The organism is Bradyrhizobium barranii subsp. barranii, from assembly GCF_017565645.3.
Classification (GTDB): Bacteria; Pseudomonadota; Alphaproteobacteria; order Rhizobiales; family Xanthobacteraceae; genus Bradyrhizobium; species Bradyrhizobium barranii.
This window is the reverse complement of record NZ_CP086136.1, coordinates 5,042,412-5,055,124: the sequence shown is the minus strand read 5'-3', so window position 1 is coordinate 5,055,124 and position 12,713 is coordinate 5,042,412. Positions and strand designations below refer to the sequence as shown.

The window sequence follows — 12,713 nt, the reverse complement described above, 5'->3', positions numbered from 1 at the left end:
GTCAGTTTGCTCCAGCCTTGAACTGGCCCTGTGTCGCGTCCCAGATCAGCACCTGATTGTTGGCAATCGAGGTGACGGTCGGCGGCGATGCGGGTGGAGAGGTCGGCCGCGAAAATTCGATGTAGCCGAACAGATTGACGAAGCTCTCGATCACCTTGAGCTTCTCGTACCAAGTCGGGTTCATGGTGCCGTCAGGCAAAAGGATCGGCACGTTCTGCGCGGGCAACGAGAACTTCGTCCTCATCGCAGCTTGTCCCCGAGCATGTCAGCGCCCATGAACGCGAAGTCCACGCCCGCGCTCTCCTCGAACCGCCAGCGCACGCCCTGCACTTCGGCCTGTCCCCAGATCGAGGCGCGCACCCGCCCGTTGGTGATCGCCTGCCGCCCGATCTTGACGTTGCGCGGGTTCGACCAGTTCTGACCGCCGTTGCGGGAGATCGAGATCGCGATCTCGACATTGGTCTCGTCGGGGTCGTGACCGGTCGCGTCGCTCGCGCCCTTGGTCAAATACAGCTCGATGGCGTTGATCCGCACCGCGTTGGGAAACGAACCGAACGGGCCGGTCTCGATCCGCATGCTGATCGGGTTGCCCAGCTCCTTGCGCACCTGCGCGCTGATCTCGCACAAGTTGGCGCCGTCGCTGTCGCCGCACAGCCACTTGTTGAAAGCCTGCACGGGATAGAGGCCGCGCCAATACTGCTGCAGGTACGAGCGCCGCTCGTGCCATGTGTTGAGCGTGGTGTCGAAAATCCAGCACCATGCGGCGCCCTGGACGACGACGAAGCCGTGGCCGCGCGAGTTGAAGACGCCGACGCGAATGTTGCTCTTGACCGGTTCGCGCTCGATCAGCGTGTCGATGTCGGAGTTGGAGATCGGCACGCAGTCGTAACCGTTGAGGCGCGAGACGCGGTAGTCGTCGCCGACGAGGAAGATGCCCTTGCCGAACCCGTCCTCGCTACCAGCAATCGCGGCGGGCCCAACGAGGCCGCGCCCGATGGTCGCGATGTAGGAAAACGGGTAGCCGCTGTCGTTCGCGCCGCCCCACACTTCCAGCGAGGTCGAGCCGCACAACAGCAGCTGACCGTTTGCGAGTGGCACCGGACGATAGAGCGTGTCGGGCTTGCTCTCGGCCGTCGCCGAGTTGAGCACGTTGATGGTGGTGACGTTGACGTTCGAGGTGCGCGTGGTGCCGTTGCCGTAGGTGAAGACGAAGAACCCTTTGTGAAACACCACCGAATTGGGCTGGCCGATATTGACATCGGGATAGGCGACCACCACGCCGCTGCCATTGATCCAGAACGCGCCGTCGCCGGGCGAGACGAACACCACGTCGGGGTTGGCGGCGCTGTTGCGGGCGGCGAAGACGATGCCCGAGCCCGGCATCGTGCCCGGCAGCACCGTCCCCGCGCCACCCGCCGAATTGAACGAATAGACCGACGTGCCGAACACGCCATAGAAGCTGTTGTTGACCAGCACGCCGCCACGGAAGCGGCCACTCGGCGCTGTGCCGAACGCGCTGAGGCCCGGCACCCTGAACCAGCCATACGGCTTGCCAGCGGTCTCGGGCAGCTTCTCCGGGTAGCAGTTGAGCACGCGGCCTCCTGCGGCCTGCGGCTTGAGACCCGGCGCTGTCAGGAGGGGAAACGGGACATCGCTCATCAGAAGTAATTCACCGCCAGCACTTCGTAGGTCGGCGTCTGCGCGATCAGGTAGCGCAGACGCTGCTCGTGCTGCTGCACCGCCATCAGATCGAGCGGCTGGTTCGAGAACTCGGCTGCCGCGTAGATCGCGACGAGGCGCGCCATGGTCTCGAACACGAGGTTGGGGATTTCGTTGCGGTCGAAGATGGCGACGATCTTGTTGATCTCGGCGATCACGTCGTCGATGCAGCGGTCGATGGTCGCGTGCTCGACATCGCCGAGCGCCTCACCCGGAACATACTTGCCGAGGATCGCTGCAGCCTTGTTGATCAGCTCCTCGGAGCTGTGCGTCTCTGCCATCACGTCACCAGCTTGATCGGGATCGAGAACGCCTCGATGGTAGGCACCCTGTAGTCCAGCACAGCGACGGCGAACTCGCGCTGCGCCGGTTGCGGCACGGGGCTTTCGCGCGTGCCCGAGCGGAATTTGACGAAACCAAACGACACTGAGTTTTCGCTGAGCACGACGACGCCGACGCCCGGCTGCACGATGAACGTGACCTCGTGCCCGCTGCTGTCGAACAGGTCGTTGAAGAACGCGCCGTCGCTGGAGACCTGAAACGTCAGCGGCGCGTTCAGCCAGTCGGCGGGCATCGTGATCCGCACGATACGGCCCATGGTGACATCAATCGCGTCGGAGACGCTCTCGCCTGCCGCGATCACCGGCCCGTTGATAACCATGACATTGCCGCTTGGTAGAACCGCCATCCGTCCCTCCCCAATGAAAAGGGCCGCTCAGCGGCGGCCCTTCTTCACCTTCTTCTTCGCGTTCGGCTTAGCGGTGCGCCTTGCCGTGCTCGTCCTTGGCTTCCGTTTTCGGGCCCTCCTTGGGCTCATCACCCTTGGAGACCTCCTTCGGCGGCGTGTAGTCGCTCACGCCCTCGACCTTGAGCATGCCGCCCGCCTTCTCCAGGCGCGCCATCAAGGCGTCCTCGCAGATCACGGTGTCAAGCTTGCCGGTAACGAGCGTGGTGCCGCCGATGTCCAGCGTCTTCGCCTCGCCCTTCGGCGCGGTGTACGTCACAGTTGCTTTCTTCATCGCGTTTCCCTTTACGGTGTGCGTTCCACATGAAACGGAAAAAACGCCGGGCCGAAGCCCGGCGTTCCCTCACTTCATGTAGCCTTCCAGCAGCAGGTTGATCGTCGGTGTCGGGCCGAGACCCGCTGCCGCCACCGTTGAAGTCAACAGGATGTCGGTGTCGTCGGGAAACTCGTAGCCGACCGAACCGGCGACCAGTGCAGGCATCGCGCCGCCCGCCTGTCCAATCGCGTTGGCGGCGAAGAAGCGCGCGTTGTTGCCCGCATCGCCAAGCGCCACCATCAGGGCCGCGCCGGTATCGAGGTCGCCGACCGAGCCGCCGATGGACTGCAGGATGAAACCCTTGGGGACACGGGCGATGGCCGTCTGCGCGTTGAGCGCAACGTCACCGGCAACGAGCGTGATGGTGGGGCCGCCGAACACCTTCTTGGTGCGGGCGAAACCCTGACCGCCAGCCTGCGGCTGACGGTATGCAGTGCGAGGAGCCATGGTCATGATCTCATCGTTCGAGAAAAATCAGCGCGGGCGGGTCCGTCCACGCTGTCGGTGTTGTGGGTCGTGTCAGATCAGGTCGTGGCGACGAAGCCGGTGACCATGCCCCAATCGACAAGATCGCCGACCGTCGCGCCGGACGCCGTGAGCGGTGCCTTGGCGATCTTGCCGACGCCGTACTGCGCCTCGATGCCGAGGCCGGTGACGAAGTCGTAGTCGCCGTCCTCCAGCTGCGTCGGGCGCGGCATCTGGCCGGTCGCATAGGCCAGCGCGGCCTGACCGCACAGGAAGAACGGCTCGACGTTCGCCGACGCGGTGCCGATCAGCCCGAGGTTGAGACGCTGCGTGATCTCGGGAATGTTCTTGTAGAGAACACCGTCGAACAGCAGCGCGCCGCCCGTGAAGATCGGGTTGGTGCTGGTAGGGTTGCCCTCACGCGCACGCGCGTCGCGGTTGGCCTGGTACATGACGGGATCGTTCTGCAGGCTGCGGAACGCACCGTCGCCGAGGAAGCAGACGTACATTTCCTCGTCCAGCTCCTCGATCTCCCACGGCGTGATCTTGGGGCGTCCGTTGTAGACGCCCGGATTGGCCGAGGAGACGCCCGACTGCTTCGCCTTCTGCTTGGCAAGCGAGCCCACAGCCGCCGTCATGATGTCGGCGGTGGTGTCGAGCAGCAGCGCCGCCGCCGCGAAGGTGGATGGCACCGCCGAGGCGGCCACCGTGCCGAACTGAACGCGGTCGAGGTTCGCGTTCATCCAGCTGTCCTTCTGGCCTGCGGTCGCAGCCGACCACTTGATCCCGTTGACGCGGTTGCCGGGAACGCCGAAGCGGTTCGCCTGCACGGCAGAGGTCGGGATCGAGAGCAGCGCGTCCGTGATGTCATCACGAACGACACGGCGTGCCCAGCCGCGCAGGAGATCGCGCGCGGTCGAGCGGACGTTGAACGAGGACTCCTTGTTCGACGCGCGGTTGTTGGCGACCGCGTTGCGGGCCCAGTCCGCCCACAGCGGGAAGCCGTAGCTGTCGAGCATTTCCTCGTTGCCGCGCAGCGTGCCAGCGCCGACACCGTCACCTGACATCTGGTTGACGAGCGGGACGTTGACCTGCTTGCCATCGCTTTCGAGATCGGCAAGGCGCACGATGACGTTCGTGGAACTGTCGCCCATGAACGGATCGAAGCGCGAGCGCCGCAGGAAGTCCGAGATCACCTGACGGCGAAACTTGATGACCTCGTTATTTACGTGGTTGGACGTAAGCATAGCCGCTCACCATTGGGTGATGCGCGGCGCGTCGTTTCAGCGCCGCTTTGCCTGAGTTGCGGCCCGGAACAGTTCAGCGTCGGAGGGTTCGACGGTTTGTGCGTCACCTCCACCGGCACCGATGTTGCCGAGCGATGGAGAGGCGACCGCAGGCTTGACTGGGCGAGCGACGTGTTGACCTGTCGCTGCCGCTTGACCTTTCGCAGCTTCAATGACGCGAGCCCGGTACTCGGGATCGGCCAGTGCTTCTTCGAGAATGCGCTTCCTGTACCCGTCGAGATCACCACCGATGTTGCGCAGCGTCTCGCCGTCCTGATGCCACTTGACGATGACACCGTAGGGATCGTGCGAACCCATTGCGCGCTGGTAGGTGCTCCACGCGTGCGGATCACCGCGCTGCATGCCCTGTTCAAGAGCCTGCCGTGCGGAGCCCACCTTCTCCTCGCCATGCCGCTGCAGGGCGAAGTCCAGAGACATCGCTTCGCGCTGCATCTGGAATTGCGTGTGGATGTTTTCGAGGTACGGCTTCAGCTCCTGCTGCACGAACCCCGAGGGGTTCTCGAACAGGTCGATGCCTTTGGGCTGCTCGCGCTGCTGCTGTGGCGGCGCTTGCCGCGCCAGCAGCTGCATCTGCGCCCGCAGATCGTCGCGTTCACGTTCGGCCCTGCGCCGCGCCTCAGCCTCCTCGCGCAAGCGACCCGGCGGAACGGGCGCGTTGTCGTCGGTCTTGGCTTCAGGCTTCAGTTCGGGCTTCGGTTCGGTCTTGCCGTCCGGTGCCAGGGCGGCCGGTTTGTCCGGCTCCTTCACGGGTGGCGGGTTCTCGAACTTGTCGAGCGTTTCGGCTTCGACAGCCGCATTGAACAAAGCATTCTCGTCGAGCGCGTCAGCGCCCTGCGTTACGTCAGTCATTGCCTTGTGGTCTCCCCGGAATGTCGTTTCCGGCAAACGTGGCCCGGCTATCGCGACGAGCGGCGTGGCGAGACATCCCTCTCGCTGGGTGATGCGATCTCGCTCGCATCAGGCGTGTGCGTGATTTCGTTCACGCGGACGAAGGATGTTGCGGGCGCGGGGACAGGCCGCGCCCGCCCGTCACCGGCCTGCCGCATAACGACGGGCTACGCGATGACGGTTTTCTATTTCTGTGCGGTCTGACGACGCGCGGCAGCGAAGCGCGCGACGCGCTCGCGGCTGTCGCGATCTTCAGCGCGGTGGAAGTCATCCACGCGCCGGTCGAGATTGCGGTGATAGGTCTCGATGCCACGGCTGGCGATCTGCTCGATGGACTGCGAGAAGCGATCAGCATGACGCTGCGCGTGGTCGGCGAGCAGCTGCAGCGGCGTGACGCGGTCCTTGTTGCGCAACGCTTCGGCCGAGGCGCGCTTGTGCTCCGCGGTCGCCTGCGTCTCCGCGATGTTGGCGAGCTGCTCCGCGTAGTCGAGCGGCGTCTTCGGTTCGGGACCGTCCGGCATGCCTTCGGTGCGCGCCTTGGCGATGTTGAGGAAGCCTGCGGTCTGCGCCTTGCCTGCGTCGGCCTGCGCCTTGCCAGCCTGCGCGTTGGCGAGAGCAGCTTCGGCCATGGTCTTCTGGATGATGGCGTTCTGCGCTGCCTGCTTCGCAGGGTCGGGCTGCGCCAGCATGCCGAGCAGCTTCTTCTTCTCGGACGGCGGCAGGTTCGACGCCTCGATGATGAGCTGCGGCGGCACCGGCACGTTGTTCTGGTTCAGCGACATCAAGAGATCGAAGATGTCGCCCATCACCGTCTCGGTGTCCGGGCCCTCATCGACCTTGATCTCGACATCGATGTTGCCGAGCACGTTGACCAGCATCGGGCGGCCATACGGGTCCAGCTCGACGCCGTTGATCTGCATGAACTGCGCGACGTTCTGGTCGCCGGTCACGCGCAGGAAACGCTCGCCAGTCCAGTAATGCTGCGCGGCGACCCAGCAGGCGCGGTAGCGCTCCAGCTTCCACATGCGGAAATTCTTCAGGAACGGCCCCAGCTCCGCGAGCCCGGCCTGCTGCAGCATGTTCGCCGCGCGACCGGAGACATTCTGGCCAAATTCCTGGATCAGCTGCTGGTTCGGGCCGAAGCTGTCGATCTCGGTTTTTGCGTCTTCGTAGTATTTGGTCTGCTGCAGGAACTCCTGCTCCGGCTGCAGCACCTCCAGCGCCTTCGGGTCTCCGGTGTAGACCAGCACGCCGTCAGGCCGCGCAGCCTCGCGCCGCGTCACCTCGATGTCGTCAACGGCCCCCTGCGCGATCTTGAGCTGCCGCGTGTTCATGATGTGGATCGCCTTGGAGCGGTGCTGGTTCAGCCCGTCCTGCGGTCCCTTGAGGCGGCGCACGAAGCCGTAGTGATCACCGTCGATGTCGATCATGTTGGCGAACGCGTGATACTTGGAGATCGACAGGCCGCGTTCGTTGAAGAACTGGCTCTCGCCGCTCATGATCTCGACGTTGCCCGTGTGCAGGCACCAGCGCCACTGATCGCCGCGCTTGTACCAGTGGTCGATCAGGCGCACGCGGCGGCGGCTATCGACCCAGAGGCTCTCGCGGTCGGTATCGAACGCGGTCCAGTAGCCGCCGTCGCTGTCGAGATGCTCCTTGACGAGCTCCGACGCGCCGTCGGCGAGCGCGTCCAGCTCGTCGATGTCCGCCGATTTGTAGACGCCGTGAAAGCGGTTGTCGCCGAAGTTGGAGCGCAAGCTGCGCGGGTCGTAGAAGAACGTGCGCGGGTCCACATAGACAAAGCGCAGATCGGGGTCGCCCTTGTCTCCGGGCACCAGCATCAGCTCATCGATGCCGATGCCATGCACCAGCGCGTCGCGGCAGCATTCCACTTCAAGGTCTTCGGCGAACGAGGCGTCGTTGATGGTGCGGATCACCTGCGTCGCGACCTCAGCCCCCTGCTCGCCGTTCGGCGTGTTCGGATAGCACTTCGGGTCGGTGCGCAGGCGGCGGATGGTGCCCGACAGGCTGTCGATCTTGCGCCCGGTGCGGTCGAAAGTGATCGGCGGCTGGTGCCGCTTGCGCAGCACCTTGAGCTGCTCTGGCGTCCACTGATCGACGTGATAGTAGCGCCACGACTGCCGCTGCTCCTCGATCTCGCGCGATTTCGCCGAGCAGTAGTCCTCGAACTCACGACGGCGGATGATCAGTTTCGAGGTGGCTGTGTCGCTGGGACTCTCGTAGCTCGCGTAGTTTGCGACAGCCGTGTCGAGATTGATCATAGCGTCATGGCATCCACATTGTTGTTGCGTTTCACCGAGCGGTAGCCGTCATCCGGCAGCTTGACGGTCGGCGCTGCGCCGACGCGGCCCTTCACCATCTTGTCGAGCAGCTGGCCGACGAGGCCGAGCGCGTCGCCCTGGTCGTCGTGCTTGCCAACCCACAGGTTGAGAACTTTCGCGAAGAAGTCCGCCGCCCACGGCGCGTTCTTCGGATAGAAGATGCCGTCGAGCGCGAGCCGCCCTTGGATCGAGCGCGCGCGCACCGCCTTGTCGCCGCGCGTCGGAAACTGCTCACGATTGACCCACACGCGGCGGTCGCGCATGCGACGCTCAAGGAACGGCCCGACCGAAGCCTTGATCTGGCCGGTCTCCTCAGCCCATGCGAGCGGCCTGTACTTCTCGACCAGATCGCAGAACGCATCGATCCAGACATCGGTCGTCCTCTGACCGCGCCAGATGTCGAGCAGATAGAGATTGTTCAGGTGATCGACGCCGATCACCACATGCACGGTGAAGTCGCCGCCGTTGTCGGTCACCGCGTAGTCGCTCGCGCCGTAGCAGCGCATCAAGGTATGCGATGGCGCGATGTCGAGCGGCTTGAACCACTGGGTCTTGAAGAAGTCGCCCTCGTCGGGAGCCGGCGCCTGCTGGTACAGCGCCGACCACACGCGCGGCGGCGTCGTCTCCTTCAGCTCTCGCAGCTGCTCGCCGTAGCCGTAGGCATCGTCGCCCCACAGGAACTCGCCGGGCGCGCGGCCGAGCTGGTCGTTCGCCTTCGCCTCAGCGGGCAGCGAGATCACTTCCCACGGCTGATGGTTGAGGCAGCGGCCCGCGAGATCGTCCTCGTGCCAGCGCGTCTGGATCAGCAGCTGACGCGCGCCGGGGATCAGGCGGGGCCGGAAGTCGTAGAGGTACCACTCCCAGAGCCGCTCGCGGATCGCCTCGCTGTCGGCGTCCTCTCTGCTGCGCAAGGGATCATCGATCACGCCGAACAGCGCGCGGAAACCGGCGATGCCGATGCGCGCGCCTGCCGCGAGATACTCGCCGCCTTCCTTGATCGCCCAGCGGCCCGCCGCCTGGTTCTGGTCATCGGGCGTGATGCCGAGGATCGAGGAGTGCTCCGCGATCAGGTTGCGGACGCGACGCCCCCAGCGCTCTGCCAGCTCCGTGGTGTGCGAGGCGGCGAGAAACTGCGCCTTCGGAAACTGCGACATCGCCCACGGCGGAAACAGCACCGAGGCGTAGGTGGATTTCGCGGAGCCCGGCGGCATGAACACCGCGAGGCGCGGGATGTCACCCCGCGCAAGGGCCTCCAGCTTTTCGATCAGCAGCAGATGGTGACGGGCTGGCGTGTAGCCGTTTGCGATGCACCACTCCGCGAGGGACGCGCGGAGCAGTTTTCGCCGGAGGATTTCCCCTGCGGCGTCTTCCGCCGAGATCATGATTGCTGAAGAAGCGGCCCATCAGATCGAAGGCCGCCCTGATTTCCTGCTCGTTCGTCACGCCATCATGAACGTGGGATACAAAATGTGGCATCCCGATCAAGCGCCCCAGCCGCTCGGCCGACATCCCGGTGATGTCAGTGAACGCATCGACCACTGACATAAGCGCAAAGTGGTGCCGCTCTTTTTCTTGTGACATTGCGGGCTCCCCTCCCAAGGGAGAACCATCAAACGCCAAACATTACAAACTCGCAACAATTACGATACGACCGGTGCAGAAGTCGCATGGACCGCATCGCGGCTTGACAGGCGCAAAAAGTGCGAGGGCGATCAGGGGTAGTTGCGCGAATTTTTCACTCGCTCCCGTCGTGGTTTGTGCGCTATCATCGCGCCATGAGACCGATCCCGCCCAACACCGCCACCATCGAGGTGGATTGCCTGCGCCTCGTTGACGAGGCGTGTCACGTCTGCGCGCTCGACGCCGATGGCGAGATGCTCAGCCTGCTCGAAAGCATCGAGGGCGAGGACGCCGCCGACAAGGCGCATGAGCTGGCCGAGCGCCTGTCGCGCGAGACCAGCCTGCCGATCAAGGTTCGGCACGACCGCGATTGATGTAATCCATCACCGTGTCCAGCCAGCGCTGGTTCGTTTCCTGATAGACCGGGGCGGTGCCCCGCTCCAGCAGGTAGTTAAACTGCTGCGGCTTGTAGCCCTGCTCCGCATAGGCTGCAGCGATGTCGGGGAACATCACCTCCTTCGGGATCGACTGGCCGAAGCCGCCGACATAGTCACCGTGGATGCCAGTCGAATACGTGCGATGCGGCGACGCCGAGGTCACCGGGTCGAGCCGCGAGATCGACAGGCCCGACGCCATCGACGGCGTGTTGAGCAGGCGCGGATCAGTAACTGCGAAGCGGGCCTCCGCAACGTCGGGGAAGCCCTCCTTTGCGAAGCGCGCCTTGTCCATTTCCTTGGCGAACTTCGCGCGGATGACGCCGGGCGCGTTGATCAGATAATCGCGCAGATCGGGCGACGTGACACCCGGCCAGCTCTCTGCTGCCGGGAAGTCCTTGCCGCGCGGCGCGCGCATCAGCGCATCGAACTCGGCCGCGCCCTTGCCGGTGACCGGCGCGTGCTTCAGCATTTCGCTGAGCGCGTCGCTCATGTGGTGCGAGAAGTCCACCGCGCGCTCGCCCATCGCCGTGTAAGGCGCGTAGACGTTGCCGTACTCGTCCTGCAGCCTGCGCACGCGGTTCGCCATGGTGGTCATGCGGCCCTTTTCGGAGGCCCAGGCGTGCGGGCCTTCGGCTGACATGAAGCCGTGGCCGCCCTGCAGATCGACCGGGTTGCTGATTGGCACATCACCGATCCTGCTGACCTGACCACCAATCGCCGCACGGTCGCCGAGCGCTGGCAGCAGCACGTTGCCCTGCAGCTGCTCTGGCGAGATCACGCGCTCTGTCGAGGCGCGCGGATTGACGATGGTGCGCTCCATCTCGGCGAGCGGCTTGCGCAGCTTCACCTCCGAGAGCCCGTGCCACATGGCAGGATCGCGCACGGCACCGGCACCGAGCACGGTCTCGCCTGCGGCGCGCGGCACACCGGCAAACGCACCCGCGCCCGTGGGCAGCATGGCAGCCTCGACGAACGGGGCCGGATCGTACTGCCCGGTCTCCATGTAGCGCTGGTTCGCGTCCATGGCGCGCATCGGCAGCGTGCCGAGATCGGCCAGCCCCGAGACGATCTTGACCGCCGTCTTTGCTGGCGCGGTCGCCAGCGCGAGCAGCTTGTCGGAAATGCTGGGCGTGCGCTTCAGCTCGCCGAGCGGCCTGAACTCGCCGTATCGGTCGCGGAGGAGGTCTGCGGCGCTTTTGTAGTCGCGCCTTGGCTCCTCGTCCGCCATCGCTGCGTTACCTCTGCCCTCGTGCGCTCATCTTTCAGATCAATCACCGTGACGCCCGCAGCGCGGGCCTGCCTGCACATATCGGCGGTGCCGTCGCCGCCAGGAAACGCGATCACGAGCTGCGGCTTGCCCTCGGCCAGCATCTGCTTGTTGCGGATGGGCCCGGCGCTGTTGCCGTGCAGCCGCCAGTGCGCCGGAAACATCTCGACCGGCACCTTGTGCTCGCCCGCCCAGCGATGCGCGCAGGTGTCCGCGCCCCTCGCCCTGCCATGGATCAGCAGCGTGAAGCGGTGGAGGTCGTGCAGCATGTCGAGATACTTCTTGACCGCCGCGTAGTTTTCGAAGGTGCGCCCGCCGCAAACGATGACGTTCATTGCGCCCGCTCCACCTTGATCACGCCACGTCGGCGCAGAGCGGCTGCGGTGCGGCTGCGCAAGGAGTGCTCGAAGCCGCGCCTGTCGCCGCGCATCAGCTTGGCGAACAGCAGGTCGATCACTTTCTGCTCCTGCGCAGAGCGATATTTGCGCAAGTCGCACACGAGACGCAGGTCGCGGTCGTGCGCGGACTCGGTCATGACGGCAGCTCGCGCGCGATGGCGTCGGCGAGCGCGTGGACATCGATGATGCCGATCACATCGAACTTGTCGGGCGTCTCGACCGGCACGAGAGAGACCTTGCGGTCGCGCTGCTGGCGCTTCAGCTCGTCGCGGATGATGTCGATGAGATCGTCACGGCTCACGACAGCCTCTTGCGCGCGTCGATGATCGAGACGTTCTGCGCGAGCAGCTTGAAGGTCTGGATTGCGCCCGCGCTGTTGGCGAGCGCGCGCCAATCGACAGGCAGCTGATCGCTCAGAAACCGCGCGACGTGCGGCGAGAGCTTGTCGATGTCATGCTTGCGCAGAAAATTCTTGACCGCCTCGACGCTGTCGATGTTCGGACGGAGCGCGGACGGGTTGAGCTGGAAGATCACCTGCTCCAGCACCGCGACGCGGGCCTCGAGCCGGGCGATCTGGGCGTTGGTCTGGCTGCGGTCAGTCATCACCCAATGCCCTCCGCGCGATTTCTCCGACCGACGTGATGACGTGGCGCATGCAATGCGCTGAGATGCTGTCGAGGCTGATGCCTGCAGCTTCCAGCGCGGCGCGCGCCTTCTTCAGATCGGGTTCGGGGAAAACAGAGAGGGGATAGGCTTCAGACCACTGCACAATCGACTGCAGTCCGTCTTCCATCGCTTCGCAACGCTCGCACATCATCGTCTGTCCTCGATGATTGGAGCCGGGTCAGTGCAGATTGGGCTGGGGGGCTGAGGCTGCACTGCCCGACAAGGCCCCGATGACACCGCTTCAGGGGCGGCCAGAAGCGGTATGTCGGGGCTTGCCGAAAACTACGCACAATTCGCCCCTGTCGTAAAGAGTTCGACTTAGCGATTTTGGGCCGGATGCTCAGAAATCTCGCGCACGCGCCAACTCTTACGAGCGCAGTATGCGCGTAGCTCGTTATCCGTCTTCCCGATTGCCCACTTGAGGATCGGCGCGGCCTCCGTGACCTTGCCGTCCTCGACGATGAGCCCGGCACAGAAGTGCGGCGCGGTGATCTGGAGCATAGGGGGCATGGGGGCATAGGGGGCATGGGGGCATAGGGGGCA

Annotated in this window: 19 protein-coding genes; 2 read left to right on the top strand and 17 right to left on the bottom strand. The window is 64.8% G+C overall.

Features of this window, described 5'->3' with window-relative positions; all coding sequences use genetic code 11:
- Window position 1 precedes the first annotated feature (1 nt).
- The 10 genes from J4G43_RS24070 to terL all read right to left on the bottom strand — a co-directional run bounded on the left by J4G43_RS24070 (window position 2) and on the right by terL (window position 9,164).
- Window positions 2-244: a hypothetical protein gene (locus J4G43_RS24070; RefSeq protein WP_028152237.1), complete on the bottom strand. Its 243-nt coding sequence runs from the start codon at window positions 242-244 to the stop codon at window positions 2-4.
- Complete coding sequence (locus tag J4G43_RS24065) at window positions 241-1,659, bottom strand: packaged DNA stabilization protein (protein WP_208086529.1); 1,419 nt, start codon at window positions 1,657-1,659, stop codon at window positions 241-243. The genes J4G43_RS24070 and J4G43_RS24065 overlap by 4 nt, the downstream gene beginning before the upstream one ends.
- Window positions 1,659-2,000, bottom strand: coding sequence for a hypothetical protein (locus J4G43_RS24060; RefSeq protein WP_208086528.1), 342 nt, complete (start codon window positions 1,998-2,000; stop codon window positions 1,659-1,661). Before J4G43_RS24060 ends, J4G43_RS24065 begins: the two co-directional genes overlap by 1 nt.
- A complete protein-coding gene (locus J4G43_RS24055; RefSeq protein WP_208086527.1) occupies window positions 2,000-2,407 on the bottom strand; it encodes a hypothetical protein in 408 nt (135 codons plus the stop codon). The genes J4G43_RS24060 and J4G43_RS24055 overlap by 1 nt, the downstream gene beginning before the upstream one ends.
- 67 nt (window positions 2,408-2,474) lie before the next feature.
- Window positions 2,475-2,738, bottom strand: a complete 264-nt coding sequence (locus J4G43_RS24050) for a hypothetical protein (RefSeq protein WP_208086526.1) — start codon at window positions 2,736-2,738, stop codon at window positions 2,475-2,477.
- 69 nt (window positions 2,739-2,807) lie between these two features.
- A complete protein-coding gene (locus tag J4G43_RS24045) occupies window positions 2,808-3,233 on the bottom strand; it encodes a hypothetical protein (protein WP_208086525.1) in 426 nt (141 codons plus the stop codon).
- Between the two features lie 71 nt (window positions 3,234-3,304).
- Window positions 3,305-4,492 carry a phage capsid family protein gene (locus J4G43_RS24040; protein WP_166352957.1) on the bottom strand — a complete coding sequence of 396 codons (1,188 nt, stop codon included), beginning with the start codon at window positions 4,490-4,492 and terminating at the stop codon, window positions 3,305-3,307.
- A 36-nt stretch (window positions 4,493-4,528) separates the two neighbouring features.
- Window positions 4,529-5,401, bottom strand: a complete 873-nt coding sequence (locus tag J4G43_RS24035) for a hypothetical protein (RefSeq protein ID WP_208086524.1) — start codon at window positions 5,399-5,401, stop codon at window positions 4,529-4,531.
- Between the two features lie 224 nt (window positions 5,402-5,625).
- A complete protein-coding gene (locus J4G43_RS24030; RefSeq protein WP_208086523.1) occupies window positions 5,626-7,722 on the bottom strand; it encodes a portal protein in 2,097 nt (698 codons plus the stop codon).
- Complete coding sequence (gene terL / locus J4G43_RS24025) at window positions 7,719-9,164, bottom strand: phage terminase large subunit (protein WP_208086522.1); 1,446 nt, start codon at window positions 9,162-9,164, stop codon at window positions 7,719-7,721. Before terL ends, J4G43_RS24030 begins: the two co-directional genes overlap by 4 nt.
- On the opposite strand from terL, the gene J4G43_RS24020 reads away from it, so the two are divergent.
- Window positions 9,163-9,324 carry a hypothetical protein gene (locus J4G43_RS24020; RefSeq protein WP_157790359.1) on the top strand — a complete coding sequence of 54 codons (162 nt, stop codon included), beginning with the start codon at window positions 9,163-9,165 and terminating at the stop codon, window positions 9,322-9,324. The genes terL and J4G43_RS24020 overlap by 2 nt on opposite strands.
- A 233-nt stretch (window positions 9,325-9,557) precedes the next feature.
- Window positions 9,558-9,776, top strand: coding sequence for a hypothetical protein (locus J4G43_RS24015; RefSeq protein ID WP_155257990.1), 219 nt, complete (start codon window positions 9,558-9,560; stop codon window positions 9,774-9,776).
- Here J4G43_RS24015 and J4G43_RS24010 read toward each other — a convergent pair.
- From J4G43_RS24010 to J4G43_RS23980, 7 genes are all read right to left on the bottom strand, one after another.
- Complete coding sequence (locus tag J4G43_RS24010) at window positions 9,751-11,067, bottom strand: hypothetical protein (RefSeq protein WP_208086521.1); 1,317 nt, start codon at window positions 11,065-11,067, stop codon at window positions 9,751-9,753. The genes J4G43_RS24015 and J4G43_RS24010 overlap by 26 nt on opposite strands.
- The gene (locus J4G43_RS24005; protein WP_208086520.1) at window positions 10,977-11,441 is read right to left on the bottom strand and encodes a DUF2493 domain-containing protein; all 465 of its coding nucleotides are present in this window, start codon (window positions 11,439-11,441) and stop codon (window positions 10,977-10,979) included. The genes J4G43_RS24010 and J4G43_RS24005 overlap by 91 nt, the downstream gene beginning before the upstream one ends.
- The gene (locus tag J4G43_RS24000; protein ID WP_208086519.1) at window positions 11,438-11,641 is read right to left on the bottom strand and encodes a hypothetical protein; all 204 of its coding nucleotides are present in this window, start codon (window positions 11,639-11,641) and stop codon (window positions 11,438-11,440) included. Before J4G43_RS24000 ends, J4G43_RS24005 begins: the two co-directional genes overlap by 4 nt.
- A complete protein-coding gene (locus tag J4G43_RS23995) occupies window positions 11,638-11,805 on the bottom strand; it encodes a hypothetical protein (RefSeq protein ID WP_157790550.1) in 168 nt (55 codons plus the stop codon). Before J4G43_RS23995 ends, J4G43_RS24000 begins: the two co-directional genes overlap by 4 nt.
- Window positions 11,802-12,107 carry a hypothetical protein gene (locus J4G43_RS23990; protein WP_038945784.1) on the bottom strand — a complete coding sequence of 102 codons (306 nt, stop codon included), beginning with the start codon at window positions 12,105-12,107 and terminating at the stop codon, window positions 11,802-11,804. The genes J4G43_RS23995 and J4G43_RS23990 overlap by 4 nt, the downstream gene beginning before the upstream one ends.
- Window positions 12,100-12,297 carry a hypothetical protein gene (locus J4G43_RS23985; RefSeq protein ID WP_208086518.1) on the bottom strand — a complete coding sequence of 66 codons (198 nt, stop codon included), beginning with the start codon at window positions 12,295-12,297 and terminating at the stop codon, window positions 12,100-12,102. Before J4G43_RS23985 ends, J4G43_RS23990 begins: the two co-directional genes overlap by 8 nt.
- Window positions 12,298-12,488: 191 nt before the next feature.
- Entirely contained in the window at window positions 12,489-12,671 is a 183-nt protein-coding gene (locus J4G43_RS23980) for a hypothetical protein (RefSeq protein ID WP_038945786.1), read from the bottom strand.
- Window positions 12,672-12,713 lie beyond the last annotated feature (42 nt).

Coding starts and splice junctions, on each gene's coding strand:
- J4G43_RS23980 (WP_038945786.1), bottom strand. CDS start 12,671: ATGCTCCAGATCACCGCGCCGCACTTCTGTGCCGGGCTCATCGTCGAG.
- J4G43_RS24070 (WP_028152237.1), bottom strand. CDS start 244: ATGAGGACGAAGTTCTCGTTGCCCGCGCAGAACGTGCCGATCCTTTTG.
- J4G43_RS24035 (WP_208086524.1), bottom strand. CDS start 5,401: ATGACTGACGTAACGCAGGGCGCTGACGCGCTCGACGAGAATGCTTTG.
- J4G43_RS24000 (WP_208086519.1), bottom strand. CDS start 11,641: ATGACCGAGTCCGCGCACGACCGCGACCTGCGTCTCGTGTGCGACTTG.
- J4G43_RS24030 (WP_208086523.1), bottom strand. CDS start 7,722: ATGATCAATCTCGACACGGCTGTCGCAAACTACGCGAGCTACGAGAGT.
- J4G43_RS24040 (WP_166352957.1), bottom strand. CDS start 4,492: ATGCTTACGTCCAACCACGTAAATAACGAGGTCATCAAGTTTCGCCGT.
- terL (WP_208086522.1), bottom strand. CDS start 9,164: ATGATCTCGGCGGAAGACGCCGCAGGGGAAATCCTCCGGCGAAAACTG.
- J4G43_RS23985 (WP_208086518.1), bottom strand. CDS start 12,297: ATGGAAGACGGACTGCAGTCGATTGTGCAGTGGTCTGAAGCCTATCCC.
- J4G43_RS24010 (WP_208086521.1), bottom strand. CDS start 11,067: ATGGCGGACGAGGAGCCAAGGCGCGACTACAAAAGCGCCGCAGACCTC.
- J4G43_RS24055 (WP_208086527.1), bottom strand. CDS start 2,407: ATGGCGGTTCTACCAAGCGGCAATGTCATGGTTATCAACGGGCCGGTG.
- J4G43_RS24060 (WP_208086528.1), bottom strand. CDS start 2,000: ATGGCAGAGACGCACAGCTCCGAGGAGCTGATCAACAAGGCTGCAGCG.
- J4G43_RS24065 (WP_208086529.1), bottom strand. CDS start 1,659: ATGAGCGATGTCCCGTTTCCCCTCCTGACAGCGCCGGGTCTCAAGCCG.
- J4G43_RS24005 (WP_208086520.1), bottom strand. CDS start 11,441: ATGAACGTCATCGTTTGCGGCGGGCGCACCTTCGAAAACTACGCGGCG.
- J4G43_RS23990 (WP_038945784.1), bottom strand. CDS start 12,107: ATGACTGACCGCAGCCAGACCAACGCCCAGATCGCCCGGCTCGAGGCC.
- J4G43_RS24020 (WP_157790359.1), top strand. CDS start 9,163: ATGATTGCTGAAGAAGCGGCCCATCAGATCGAAGGCCGCCCTGATTTC.
- J4G43_RS24050 (WP_208086526.1), bottom strand. CDS start 2,738: ATGAAGAAAGCAACTGTGACGTACACCGCGCCGAAGGGCGAGGCGAAG.
- J4G43_RS24045 (WP_208086525.1), bottom strand. CDS start 3,233: ATGACCATGGCTCCTCGCACTGCATACCGTCAGCCGCAGGCTGGCGGT.
- J4G43_RS24015 (WP_155257990.1), top strand. CDS start 9,558: ATGAGACCGATCCCGCCCAACACCGCCACCATCGAGGTGGATTGCCTG.